The 12,422-nt window shown below is 70.8% G+C and carries 13 protein-coding genes; 6 read left to right on the top strand and 7 right to left on the bottom strand.

Annotated elements, in window-relative coordinates; translation table 11 throughout:
- Positions 1-34: 34 nt before the first annotated feature.
- The 4 genes from NAEX_RS08475 to NAEX_RS08460 form a co-directional block, all read right to left on the bottom strand.
- Entirely contained in the window at positions 35-478 is a 444-nt protein-coding gene (locus NAEX_RS08475) for a hypothetical protein (protein WP_096327010.1), read from the bottom strand.
- 107 nt (positions 479-585) lie between these two features.
- Positions 586-1,827, bottom strand: a complete 1,242-nt coding sequence (locus NAEX_RS08470; protein ID WP_096326274.1) for an ISL3 family transposase — start codon at positions 1,825-1,827, stop codon at positions 586-588.
- A gap of 195 nt (positions 1,828-2,022) precedes the next feature.
- Positions 2,023-2,220 carry a ferredoxin gene (locus NAEX_RS08465; protein ID WP_096327009.1) on the bottom strand — a complete coding sequence of 66 codons (198 nt, stop codon included), beginning with the start codon at positions 2,218-2,220 and terminating at the stop codon, positions 2,023-2,025.
- Between the two features lie 33 nt (positions 2,221-2,253).
- Positions 2,254-3,453 (bottom strand): cytochrome P450, encoded by a 1,200-nt coding sequence (locus NAEX_RS08460; RefSeq protein ID WP_096327008.1) that lies wholly within the window; start codon positions 3,451-3,453, stop codon positions 2,254-2,256.
- A 174-nt stretch (positions 3,454-3,627) separates the two neighbouring features.
- On the opposite strand from NAEX_RS08460, the gene NAEX_RS08455 reads away from it, so the two are divergent.
- From NAEX_RS08455 to NAEX_RS08445, 3 genes are all read left to right on the top strand, one after another.
- Positions 3,628-4,209 carry a TetR/AcrR family transcriptional regulator gene (locus NAEX_RS08455; RefSeq protein WP_096327007.1) on the top strand — a complete coding sequence of 194 codons (582 nt, stop codon included), beginning with the start codon at positions 3,628-3,630 and terminating at the stop codon, positions 4,207-4,209.
- Between the two features lie 146 nt (positions 4,210-4,355).
- On the top strand, positions 4,356-5,015 hold the full coding sequence (locus NAEX_RS08450; RefSeq protein ID WP_096327006.1) for a DNA-binding protein: 660 nt from the start codon (positions 4,356-4,358) through the stop codon (positions 5,013-5,015).
- Positions 5,016-5,178: 163 nt separating this feature from the next.
- On the top strand, positions 5,179-5,349 hold the full coding sequence (locus NAEX_RS08445) for a DUF1918 domain-containing protein (protein WP_211302375.1): 171 nt from the start codon (positions 5,179-5,181) through the stop codon (positions 5,347-5,349).
- 81 nt (positions 5,350-5,430) lie between these two features.
- Here NAEX_RS08445 and NAEX_RS08440 read toward each other — a convergent pair whose 3' ends face one another.
- On the bottom strand, positions 5,431-5,877 hold the full coding sequence (locus NAEX_RS08440) for an SRPBCC family protein (RefSeq protein WP_096327004.1): 447 nt from the start codon (positions 5,875-5,877) through the stop codon (positions 5,431-5,433).
- Between the two features lie 55 nt (positions 5,878-5,932).
- Between NAEX_RS08440 and NAEX_RS08435 the strand changes: the two genes are divergently transcribed.
- Positions 5,933-7,432 carry a hydroxysqualene dehydroxylase gene (locus NAEX_RS08435; protein WP_096327003.1) on the top strand — a complete coding sequence of 500 codons (1,500 nt, stop codon included), beginning with the start codon at positions 5,933-5,935 and terminating at the stop codon, positions 7,430-7,432.
- A gap of 288 nt (positions 7,433-7,720) precedes the next feature.
- Here NAEX_RS08435 and NAEX_RS08430 read toward each other — a convergent pair whose 3' ends face one another.
- Together NAEX_RS08430 and NAEX_RS08425 are read right to left on the bottom strand one after the other, a co-directional pair.
- Positions 7,721-9,184: a carotenoid oxygenase family protein gene (locus NAEX_RS08430; RefSeq protein ID WP_096327002.1), complete on the bottom strand. Its 1,464-nt coding sequence runs from the start codon at positions 9,182-9,184 to the stop codon at positions 7,721-7,723.
- Between the two features lie 163 nt (positions 9,185-9,347).
- Positions 9,348-10,826, bottom strand: coding sequence for a flavin-containing monooxygenase (locus NAEX_RS08425; RefSeq protein WP_096327001.1), 1,479 nt, complete (start codon positions 10,824-10,826; stop codon positions 9,348-9,350).
- Between the two features lie 80 nt (positions 10,827-10,906).
- Here NAEX_RS08425 and NAEX_RS08420 point away from each other — a divergent pair, with 80 nt between their 5' ends.
- Together NAEX_RS08420 and NAEX_RS08415 are read left to right on the top strand one after the other, a co-directional pair.
- On the top strand, positions 10,907-11,767 hold the full coding sequence (locus tag NAEX_RS08420; protein WP_096327000.1) for an SDR family NAD(P)-dependent oxidoreductase: 861 nt from the start codon (positions 10,907-10,909) through the stop codon (positions 11,765-11,767).
- A complete protein-coding gene (locus NAEX_RS08415; RefSeq protein ID WP_096326999.1) occupies positions 11,764-12,411 on the top strand; it encodes a TetR/AcrR family transcriptional regulator in 648 nt (215 codons plus the stop codon). Before NAEX_RS08420 ends, NAEX_RS08415 begins: the two co-directional genes overlap by 4 nt.
- The last annotated feature ends 11 nt before the right edge of the window (positions 12,412-12,422 follow it).

Raw genomic sequence — 12,422 nt, 5'->3', positions numbered from 1 at the left:
CTGACGCTCGCGCCCTGCGGCTTCACAAAGGGGGTCAGAGCTGCCCCTCGACCATGTGACAGTGGGTGCACGAGAAGCCGTCGGGGGCGGTCTTCGGGTCGTAGACCGGCACCTCGAGCAGCTCGGCCATCTCGGGCCAGACCCGCTCGCCCATGAATTCGCTCCACCGCAAGTGCTCCGGGTCTTCGAGGTACTCGAGGAACTCCTCCTCGGTCGCGGGGATCAGGGGCAGCTGCGGGCTCGGCATCGCGAACGAGCCGTCGCTCGCGCCGTCGCCGTGGCAGGTCGCGCAGCTCATGCTCTCGTACTTCGCGTCGAACTCGACGAAGGTCTCCTTCATCTGCGGCATGACGACCTCGCTCATGAACGCGTGGCGCTGCGCGAAATTCATGTCCTCGTACGCCGTCGGCTCGTCCTGTCCGCGCTCGCACGCGGCGATCCACAGACACGCGGCGATCGCGATGTGCTTCATGACCATGTCTCTCCTCCTTGCCCGGTTCCACTGGCACGTCGAACGAGGGCCCGCAGGATCGACACGGTCCGAAATTTTTTGGCTCTTCAGGGTTTGTGGTGGATACCGCTGACTCAGCGCGTGATCCCGGCAGGATAGAGGTCGAGGCCGCCGAGGTGGAAGTAGATCGCAGCTCGGAAGCGGTCGCGGTTACGGAAGCCGCGGGCGACGTACTTGAGCTTCTGGATGACCGAGTTAAGGCCCTCGGCAGAGGCGTTGGTGATCCGTTCGGTGGCTGCATGGATGATGCCGCCGAGGTGATTTTTGACCATGCGCGCGGCGGCCTTCATCGGCTCCAGGCGAGAGCGGATAGCCCAATCGTACCACATGCCCCATTGGTCCCGCATGTTGCTCGGCGAGGTGTGCTCCCAGACCTCCATCGCCGCCTCCTTGAGCGCCCACGCGCGGGCCGTCCGCAGCGAGCTCGTCCGCAGCGCCTCGAAGTCGTCCCAGACCTCCTTGCTCATCCGTTCGGGGTTGCGCAGCCAGAGGTACTTGGTGCCCTTGAGCCGGTTGTCGCCGAGGCCGTGGAGAGCGCGGTGTTCCTCGCGTCGCACGTGGTCGACGGCTTGACCGAGGCGCGCGGCGACGTGGTACTTGTCGAAGGCGATCTTCGCGTCGCCATCGGGGATGGCCTCGCGGACAGCTTGAATGTAGGGCTCGTGCATGTCCATGACGACCACGGAGACCGCAGCCCTCTCTGGGCGCGAAAAGCCGCTCAGGAAGCCCTTGAGGGCCCCCTTGCCGCGTCCGTCGGCGACGTGGATGACCCGCTTGCTGGCGGACTTCGGGTCATGCACGATCGTGACGTACTCGTGGCGCCGCTGGAAGGAGGTCTCGTCGACGGCGAGCATCTCCGGCAGCGCGACCTCGCGGCGCTCGAGTCCGCGTTGTACTGCACGCTCCTGGACGCCGGCGACCTGATCCCACGAGAGCCCGAGGCGCTCCGCGACCACTGCAATCGGCGCATCGCGGAGCCAGTCGATCACGAGCGCCTCGAACAGCGCGGTGAGCCGAGCGCTACCGTCCGCCCATGAGACGCGCATCGTGAGCGTACCGTGCTTCGGGCACGACGTCCGCGGTACGCCGGCTTCGATGATCGTCCGATACTGACACGTATCGAGGTGCCGCCATCGGCGAGTCCGCGTATCGTGACGGGGAACAGCCTGGCCACACTCCGGGCACGTCGTCGGCACATCGGGGTCGTGCTCGACCTCGATGACGATCTGCCCCTGCCCGAGCTGCAGCTTCACCGCAGCAACTCTCCAGGGAGCCTCGATACCGAGAATTCGGGCGTAGAGTTCGGTCTCTGCCATTTCGCGCACGATATCACGGCGCGATTTCGCGCGCAACCTGCGCCACCCTCAACCCTGAAGAGCCAATTTTTTTGGCGGCGCGTCGCGGAGCGGCTCTGCTCGCTCCTGTGCGCCCGCGCGAGCTCGCTCTCGCGCCCCGGGCGGGCCCGGCGTCCCGGGGACATGCCCCCGAGCGCCGGGCCGCCACGTCGAGCGTCACGGGCGCTCTTCGAGGGCGATGGCGGCGCCGGGGCACACGCACGCCGCTTCGCGGACGGCGGCGTGCAGCTCCTTCGGGGGCGCCTCGTCGAGCAGGATCACGATGCCGTCGTCCCGCTGGTCGAACACCCGGGGCGCGATCAGCACGCACTGGCCGGCCCCGCAGCACTTGTTCTCGTCGATGATGATTCGCATGGTCGTGGCTCCTCGAAGTCGATCGCGCCGCGCTCACCAGGTGACCGGGAACTCGCGGATCCCGTAGACGGTGGCGTCGTCCTTGAACGAGAGCGTCTCCACCGGCACGGCGGGGCGCAGCCCGGGGATCCGCCGGAACAGGGTGTCGATGACGATCTGCAGCTCCAGGCGGGCGAGGTTCTGACCCAGGCACTGGTGCGGGCCGAAGCCGAACGCGAGGTGGTTGCGCGCGCCGCGTTCGAGGTCGAGCTCGTCGGCGTTGCCGAACACCTCCGGATCGCGGTTGCCCGTGTTGGCCAGCAGGAGCACGCCCTCGCCCGCGCGGATGAGCACGCCGCCGAGCTCGACGTCCTCCCGGGCGACGCGACCGAGCGCGTGCTCGGCGATCGTGAAGTAGCGCAGCAACTCCTCGACCGCGCCGAGGGTCTTTGTGGGATCGGCCTGGAGGGCGGCCAGCTTCTCGGGCTGCTGCAAGAGCACCAGGGTGCTCAGCGAGATCATGTTGGCGGTGGTCTCGTGCCCGGCGATCAGGAGGAGGAACGCCATGGAGACCAGGTCCTCGTAGTCGACCGCGCCGCTCTCGCGCTGCTTGCGGATCTGGCGGCCCAGCAGGTCGTCGGTGGGATCCTGCGCCTTGGCGGCCACCAGCTTGCCCAGATACATCATGAGCTCGCCGACCGCGCGCCCGATCTCCTCGGCCGTGTTCTGCTGATTGACCAGCGTCGCCGAGCGCTTCTGGAAGAATTCGTGATCGGCGTAGGGCACGCCGAGCAGCTCGCAGATCACCAGCGACGGCACCGGCAGCGAGAACGCCTGCACGAGATCGACGGGGCGCGGACCGGCCAGCATCGCGTCGATGTGCTCGTCGACGATCTGCTGAATGCGCGGTCCGAGCGCCTGCGTCCGCTGGACCGTGAACTCGCCGAGCACGCCGCGCCGGACCTGCCCGTGCTCGGGCGGGTCCAATTCGAGCAGCAGCGGCTTGAGGTCGCTCGCCGGCGGCGGCTCGCGCGACAGCGAGGGAAAGCCGGGATCACGCCGATTCGAGCTGAACCGCGGGTCGGACAGGACCGTCCGGATGTGCTCGTGCTTGGTGACGGCCCACGCAGTCCGACCATTGGGCAGCTTGACCCTGGCGATCGGGGCCTCCTCGCGGAGCCGGCGGTGCTCGGCAGGCGGGGCGTACGGGCAGGTTCGGGCGATGGGGAGCGGCGAAATGAGCTCGGCGGACATGGTTTTCACCTCGAGTCGATACGTATGCGGAAGGTGACCCTCTCGCGGCGCGTCAAACTAGCCGATCGGCTAGTGTGGTGCAAGCCGATCGGCTAGTGTGTGGTTTGAAGCCCACGAGCCGATCGCGGGACGGCGAGGAGCGCGGTACTGTCTCGCCGCCCGCGAGGAGGGCAGATGACCGCCAGCACCGCCGCCAACGCCACTCGATCGCGCCTGCTCGACACCGCGCTGAAGTTGTTCTGCGAACACGGCGTGGAGGGCACGTCGCTGCAGATGATCGCCGACGAGCTCGGCGTGACGAAGGCGGCGGTCTACTACTACTTCAAGACCAAGGACGAGATCGCCGAGGCGGTCGCGGCGCCCACGCTGCACGAGCTCGAGCAGATCATCGAGGCGGCGCGGACGAAGCCGAGCCGGGCGGCGCAGATCGATCACGCGCTGAGCGGTTTCGTCGCGCTCATCGTCCGCCAGCGCTTGCTGCTCGGGCTTTACAACAGCGACCCGGGGATCCGGCGGGTCGTGAACCGGTCATTCGCGGCGCCGCGCGGCGAGGATCTCCGGACGCGGATGAGAACGGTCCTCGCGGGCGACAATCCCGGCCTCGGTGACGCGATCACCGTGCACGTCGTGTTCACCGGGCTGGCGATCGCCGGCGGCGCCCCCGAGTACGCGAGCGTCGACGACGACACGCTGCGCCATCACCTCCTCGCGGTCGGCCGACGCCTGCTCGGCGAGCTCCGCCCGAAACGCCGGTAGGCCGCACCGCGCGCGTGAGGCGAGCGCGCAGGAAGAGGTCGGCCGCTCCTTTTTGATGAGCTCGGTCGCGCCCTTCGACCGAGCGAGCTCGGGGGGGCGAGCTCGGCTCGCGTGCTCTGCAGCGAAGGGGTTATCCTCGAGTCGTCATGTCGCTCGCTCGCCGCTCGCTCCGCCCCGTGCTCGCCGCTCTCTTCCTGGCCACCGCGTGCCGCGAGCCGGAGGCGACGGACCTGTCGATCGCCGCCGCGCGGGCGCAGGAAGATGGTACGGAGGTGACGGTGAAGGGCCGCGTCTCGGTGGCGCCCGACACGTTCACCTCGGCGACCTCCGAGCACGGCTTCGCCATCGCCGACGACGGCGCGGGCATCTACATCAAGATGGACGAAGCGGCGTCCCTCTCGCTCGGCGAGGAGGTGGAGGTCACCGGCGTGCTCGGACAGATGGCGAACATGCGGGTCGTGACGGCCGAGCCGTCCGGCGTGATGTCTTTGGGAAAAACCATGGCGGTGACTGCGGCCCCGATCGCCACCGGCGACGTCGACGAGGACGTCGAGGGCCGCCTGGTGCGAGTCACTGCGCCGGTGACGAAGACCTTCGTCGACGACGCCCCCTACGGCTACAAACTGTGGGTCGACGACGGCTCGGGAGAGACCCAGATCTTCGTCCACGTCTCCGCCGACTTCGACGTCCCGGTGCTGATGGCGCTCGCGGCCGGCCAGACGCTCGAGGTCACGGGCCTCGCGTTTCAATACGAGGATATCTACGAGATCGCCCCGCGCTCTCCCGAAGATCTGGTGATTCGATAGCGACTGCCGGTGGACCGGGCGCTGATGATTGTAGACACCTCGGACCGTCGTCCATCCCCCCGAAACGATTTATCTCGTCGCTCCGAAGGTCGCGCGGAGCTGTCGAGCTCGCTTGACATGCGGAGCGGAAAAATCCACGAAGGGACTTATCATGAGGGCACAGGTGGGAGACTTCATCCGCGTGAATGCTCTGAACGCACCGCTGGTCGGCGAGATCGTCGAAGTCCTCGGCCCCGAGGAGTCGCCGGCCTACCGGGTGAGGTTCCCGAACGGGCACGAAGTGGTGATGACGCCGTCTCCGGACGCGACCATCGTGCACAAGGAGCGCGAGTAGCCGGCGGCGATTCTTGCCGGTGCAAGGAACTCGAAGGTCGGGGCAAGAGCGCGGCAGGCGGTGGCCGGGACAGGGCCGGGCTCATTCGCCGAGCAGGGCGGCCAGGCTGCGGCGGCCCTGCTCCATCACGCGGTGGTGGCTGCGGGCCATCCACCGCTTCACGGGCGGCAGCCGGCTCAGCGTGCGCAGCCAGGCGCGGCCCAGGTCGACCTCCCACAGCATGACGACGCGCGTGCCGCCGCCGTGAACGGCGAGCGCCCAGGTGCCGCGACCGACGAGGTCGCCGTCGGCGCGGAACTCGAGCCGCCGCGGCGGCTCGCGCACCACGACGTGCTGGACGAACTCGAGGGTGAGGCCGAAGTCGCCGCGGACGCGACAGCGGACGACGCCGCCGTCGTCGTCGACCTGCTCAGCCCGCTCGAAGCCCGGCCACCAGCGAGGGTACTGCGGTGAATCGGCGATCAGCGGCCACAGCCGTTCGGGAGGCGCGAGGAACGTCCAGTCGCTCCGGAGGTGAAACGCCGGCATGCCGGGAAGCTAGCAGACGCGGCCGGGCGCGGCCGTTTGACGGGCGCGTCGCGCGGTGCGACGCTTGCCGCAGGTGCCGGCCGCGCTCGAGTTCGATGTCGTGATCCTCGGCGGCGGCATCGCCGGCTTGACCTGCGCGGTCGGCCTGCTCGACGCCGGCCTGCGCCTCGCCGTCGTCGAGCGCGACGAGCTCCTCGGCGGGCGGGCGCGCAGCTGGGCGGACCCGACCACCGGCGACCCAGTGCACGTCGGGCCGCACATCGTCACCGATTGTTATTCCAACTTCCTCAGCCTGCTGAAACGGCTGGACACGGGGGACCGCGTGGTGTGGGAGCCGGAGTCGCTGCTCTACACGATGTTCGACGGGGCCCGGGCCATCGAGCTGCGCCGCTCGTCGCTGCCGCCGCCGGTGCAGCTGCTGGCGAGCCTGCGCGCCGATCCGGCGCTCGGGCTGCTCGACCTGGCCTCCAACGCGGCGGCGGCCGGGGTGGCGCTCGGGCTCGACGAGCGAGGCGTGCTCGAGCTCGACGGCCTCGACGGAGGCGCGGCGCTGACCACCCTCGGGGTGACGCCGGCGATGCAGCGCCGCTACTGGCAATTCGCGGCGATGTCGATCCTGAACACGCCGCTGGGGCGCTGCTCGGCCGGCTCGCTGCTCCGCGCGTTCCATCACGCGATCACCCGCGACGCGGTGCGGGTCGGCTTCCCCGGCGTCGGGCTCGGCGATTTGTTCGCGCCGGCGGCCCGGGCCGCCGTCGAAGCGGCGGGCCACCCGGTGTGGACGGGCACGACGGCGACGCAGCTCCTCGGCACCGACACGCGGGCGAGCGGGGTGCGGCTGGCCGACGGCCGGATCGTCCGCGCGCGCCACGTCGTCAGCACGCTGCCGCCGGGCGACCTCGCGGCCCTGCTGCCCGAATCGTGGCAGGCGCGGGCGGGGCTCGATTCGCTGCGGTGGTTCTCGCCGGTGCCGTACATCAGCGTGTACTTGTGGTTCGATCGGCGGATCACCAGCCGGCAATTCTGGGCCCGTGCGTACGCGCCCGACGATCTGAACTGCGACTTTTACGATTATGCGAATATCTATCCCGGCTGGGCCGGCCGGCCGTCGCTGGTCGGCAGCAACATCATCGACGCCGATCGGGTGGCTCGCTGGAGCGACGCGGCGATCGTCGAGCGGACCCGGCGCGAGCTGGAGGAGAACCTGCCGGCGGCGAGGGCGGCGATCCTGCGCCACGCCGCGGTGCACCGGATCCCGCTGGCCGTGCAGGCCCCGCGGCCCGGCTTCGAGGCCCGCCGGCCTTCCGTGCGCAGCGCCGTCGCGGGGCTGCTGCTGGCGGGCGACTGGACGCGCACCGGCCTGCCGTCGTCGATGGAGAGCGCCGCGGCGTCGGGCTGGCGCGCGGCCGAGGCGGTGTGGGCCGACGAGGGCCGGCCGCGGACGCTGGTGCAGCCGCTCCCGCCGCGCGGTCGCCTGGCGCGGGTCGTGATGGCAGCGGCCCGCGTCGCCCCGTGGCCGCCGCGGCTGCGCCGGGCGATGGCACAGGACGGTTGAATCGGCCGCGGCCGCGGGCGCCGTGACCCCGGCCCGTCGAACGCGGCCGACAATGCCGCCTCTCGACATCTCTCGCGCGGCAGCTCGGCAGCGGCGCGCGTCGTGGATCCGGCCGTCGACCGCTGCGTACAGGTCTTTTGGACATGTCCATGGAGACAGGCGGACATCGCGGGGGGCGGCAGCGGAGCGCGGCGCGTCGCACTCGTTCAAATGTCCTTCGGGACATACCAGGAGAACGATCGGTCCGGGCGGCGACCAAACGCGCGGAGGCCTGCGAGTCTCGGTCGTTCAGGGCTGCGAGGCCGAGCTCCAGGTCGCGTGCGTGCCGCTGGCGATTCGTTCGGGCAGGCGGACGCGGGCGACCGGGCCGGCGGCGACGTCGTGGGCGGCGAAGATCTGGCACTCGGAGACGTCGCGGACGGCGTCGCCGACGAAGGTGACGAGCCAGGCGTCGTCTCCGCCGGTCGCACCCGGGCGCGGGGCGACGGCGACCTCGCTGGCGTAGACGCCGTCTTCGAAGCCGAAGTGGCGCTCGCGGCCGGTGTCGAGGTCGGTGTGGAGGATGCCATTGAACAAGAACCACCCGGGCTTGCCGGTCATCGACCACACGTGGCGGTGACGCACGCCGGCGACGCGCGGGTCGATCGTCGGGAACTCGGTCAGGGTCGACGAGAGGTCCTCTTCGCGGCAGGCGCCGGTGACGAGGTTCATCCGCCAGCGGCGCAGCGACGGCCGCAGGCTGGCGAGGTCGACCTGGCGCATGAGCCAGGCGTACTCGCCGTGCAGCTCGGGCTGCGGGCGCGGCATCGGGTCGCGCTGGGCGTAGCCGTCGAGCACGAGCTCGTCGCCGTCCTCGTAGGCGTTGGCGAAGTGGAGGGCGTAGGTCGCGGCGGCCTCGAACCACCGCACCTCGTCGGTCCGGCCGCGGCGCGGCAGCACGGCGAAGCGCGACGGCATGGCGGGGTCCCAGCGCGGGCGGTGGATCCCGCGGGGCAACAGCGCGGGGTCCCAGAAGATCGGGAAGTCATTGAAGACGACGAAGCGCGCCGACAGGGCCATGTCGTGCGGCAGGCGCGGGCCGGGCAGGGGGATCGCGACGTCGTGCACGCGCTCGCCGCGGGCGTCGACGACGCCGTAATGGAGGTACGGCGCGGCCTTGCCGTAGCGGAAGTAGTGCAGCTCGCCGGTCCGCGCGCACACCTTCGGGTGCGCCGAGATGCCGGTGTCCTGCGGGACCCAGGGCTCGATGCCGAGGTGCTCCATCGTCTCGGCGTCGAAGGCGTAGGCGTCGCCGCACTGGTAGTGGGTCGAGAGAACGCGGCCGCGGTGGACGATCACGTCGGTGCTCGAGGCGTCCTTCATGCCGCCGCGCGCACCCCAGCCGGGGTGCCGCGACAGGCGCGGGTCCTCGGCGATGCCGGCGTACTGCGGGCCGCCGGCGGCGAGCTCCTGGGCGAGCGCGCGGGTCGGGACCATGCGGTTGCGGTAGCGGGCGCGGCCGCCGGCGAAGCGGATCGCGTGCAGCATGCCGTCGCCGTCGAACGGGTGGTAGCGCTCGAAGGCGGGGACGAGCGGGTTCTCGGTGTTGCGCACGTAGAGGCCGGCGAGGTCGTCCGGGATCGCGCCGGCGACGACGTCGAGGTCGTCGGCGTCCCACTCGTTCAGCTGCGGCCGCCAGGCGCCGGTGCGGTAAGGGTGGGCGTCGCCCTCGGGGAGCAGGGAGGTCCAGGTGCGGTGGATCGTGGCTTTCATGCGGCGGCCACGGACATGATGCGCCGCGAGCGGCGACTCCGGGAAGCCCCCTCACCGCGTCCGATCGGGCAGTGGCGTCCCCGAGCCCGCTCGGGGCATCGTCGAGCTCCGGGTTCCCGCCGCGGACGGCGTCGTCCCTGCGCCACTCACGAGTGCCCGACGCTCACGCGACGGCGGTGGCGCGAGCGGGGCTCGAGAAGCGCATCACCTTGTCGGTCACGGGCCCGAGGCGCAGGGCGACGAGGTCGGCCGGGTAGTTCATCCGCAGGCGCCACGGCGCGCGCGAGCCCTGCTTCGGCAGCATCGCCAGCGAGCGGAGCACGTAGCCGGCGCCGAAGTCGAGCAGCGGTCGCTCGCTCATGCTCGCGTCGTCGTTGATCGGGACGCACTGGCGGTGGCCCCTGGCGTCCATGTGCCTGAGCAGGCGGCACACGTATTCGCCGGTCAGGTCGGCCTTGAGGGTCCACGAGGCGTTGGTGTAGCCGAGCGCGAAGGCGAAGTTGGGCACGCCCTCGAGCATCAAGCCCTTGTAGGTCTTGCGGGTGGACACCTGGACCTCCTCGCCGTCGACGAACACCCGGATCCCGCCGAACAGCAGCAGGTTGAGGCCGGTGGCGGTGACGATGAGGTCGGCCGCGAGCTCGTCCCCGGACTTGAGGCGCAGGCCGTCCTCGGTGAAGGTCTCGATCTCGTCGGTGACCACCGAGGCCCGGCCGCGGCGGATCGCCTTGAAAAAATCGCCGTCGGGCGCGAGGCACAGCCGCTGATCCCACGGGTCGTAGCGCGGGGTGAAGTGGCGGTCGATGTCGTAACCGGGCGGGAGCTGGCGCTCGAGCGCGCGCCGCAGCAAGCGCTTCATCACCGCGGGGCGGCGGCGCGAGGTCTGGTAGATGCCGAGCTGGAACAGGATGTTCTTCCAGCGCACCGCGGCCGCGGCGGCGGCTTCGGGCAGCCAGCGGCGCAGCGAGCCGGCGACGGGATCGTCGGTCGGGAGGCTGGAGATCCACGTCGGCGAGCGCTGCAGCATGGTCACGTGCCCGGCGGTCTCGGCCATCGCCGGGACGAGCGTGACGGCGGTCGCGCCGCTGCCGATGACGACGACGCGCTTGCCGGCGTAGTCGAGGTCGGCCGGCCAGTGCTGCGGGTGGACGATGCGGCCCTTGAACCGCTCGGTGCCGGCGAAGCGCGGGGTGTAGCCCTCGTCGTAGCGGTAGTAGCCGGTGCAGCCGAGCAGGAAGTCGCAGGTGAGCTGCAGCGCCTCGCCGGTGTCGCCGCGGACGACGTCGACGGTCCAGCGCGCGTCGGCCGAGGAGTAGCGGGCAGCGACGACGCGATGGTGGAAGCGGATCTTGCGGTCGATGCCGTACTCGGCGGCGGTGTCCCGCAGGTACTTGAGGATCGAGGGACCGTCGGCGATCGCCCGCGCCTCGGTCCACGGTCGAAAGCGGTAGCCGAGAGTGTGCATGTCCGAGTCGGAGCGCACTCCGGGGTATCGGAACAGGTCCCAGGTGCCGCCGAGGTCGGCCCGCGCCTCGAGCAACGCGAAGGTCTTGCCGGGACACCCGTGCTGCAAGTGGTAGGCGGCGCCGATGCCGGACAGGCCGGCGCCGATGATCAGCACGTCGTGGTGTTCGAGCGTCATGTCGCCGAGATTTTTCAACACTGTGTCGAGCTTGTCAACATGGTGTTGACTAGCGGGGCAATTCGGTCCAGATTGCGGCGATGAGCACGTTTCACGGGAAAGTCGCGGCGGTCACCGGGGCCGGGTCGGGGATCGGGCGGGCGCTCTCGCTGGGCCTGGCCCGCCGCGGAGCGCGGCTGGCGCTGTCGGACGTCGACGAGGTCGGGCTGGCGGAGACGGCCCGGGTGGCCCGCACGCTCGGAGCCGAGGTCGAGGCGGCGCGGCTCGACCTCGGCGACGCGGAGGCGGTGAAGGCGTACGCGAGCGCGATCGCGGCTCGCTTCGGGGTGGTCCACCAGATCTACAACAACGCCGGGATCGCGTTCTCGCGGTCGGTGCTCGACTCGAGCTACGCGGACTACGAGCGGGTGTTCGCGGTCAACCTGTGGGGCGTCATCCACGGGACGAAGGAGTTCCTGCCGCACCTGATCGCGTCGGGCGACGGGCATGTCGTCAACATCTCGAGCCTCAACGGGTTCATGGCGCAGGGCCAGATGAGCCACTACTGCACGGCGAAGTTCGCGGTCCGCGGCTTCACCGAGTCGCTGCGGATCGAGATGCTGGCGGCGGGGTTGCCGGTGCGCGTCACGGTCGTGCATCCTGGCGGCGTGAAGACCAACATCGCCAGCGCCGCGCTCGCGCGGGCCCGGGCGGCCGGGCTCGCGGTGAGCGGCGAGGACGAGGCCCGCGAGCGGGTGTACAATGAGAAGTTGCTGAAGCTCAGCCCCGACCTCGCGGCCGAGACGATCCTCGCCGGCGTGGCGCGCGACCAGGCGCGCGTGCTCGTCGGCAACGACGCGCGCGCGGTCGACCTGCTGGTCCGGGCGTTCCCCGTCGCGTATCAGCGCGCCGCGGTGGCGCTCGGCCGGCGGCTGACGGCGGCCGTGCGGGGCCGGCGATGAGCGAGGGCAAGGACCGCCCGTCGCGGGCCCGCCGGGCCCGCCGGACCAGCGGCGACGAGCGCGAGCAGGCGATCCTGGCGAGCTTCGAAGAATTGCTCGAGCGGCGCGCGCTGCCGGAGATCTCGATCGACGACATCGCCCGCGGCGCGGGCATCTCGCGGCCGACGTTCTATTTCTACTTCCCGTCGAAGGACGCCGTGCTGCTGTCGCTGCTCGACCGGATGGTCGAGCAGGCGAGGGCCGAGCGCGACGCGGCGCTGGCCGACGCGGCGGGCGATCCGGCCCGGGCGTGGCGAGCGGCGATCGAGACGTACTACCGGATCTTCCGCGCCCACCGGGCCGTCAGCGTGGCCGCCGCGGACGCGCGCGTGACGAGCCCGGAGGTCCGCGCGCTGTGGTCGCAAGTGATGACGGGGCTGGTCGAGGAGACCGCGGCCGCGATCGAGGGCGAGCGAGCACGGGGCGCCGCCCGCAGCGGGGTGCCGGCGCGCGACCTGGCGGTGGCGCTGAACTGGATGAACGAGCGGGTCCTCCACGCCGGCTTCGCCGGCCACGCGCCGACGATCGACGAGGCGCGGGTGGTCGACGTGCTGCTCGCGATCTGGCTGGCGGCGATCTACGGCGGCGCAGCGCCGTCGAGCTGACGATTTTTTTC

The organism is Nannocystis exedens (genome assembly GCF_002343915.1).
GTDB classification, from domain to species: Bacteria; Myxococcota_A; Polyangia; order Nannocystales; family Nannocystaceae; genus Nannocystis; species Nannocystis exedens.
This window is presented reverse-complemented; position numbering and strand designations above follow the sequence as displayed.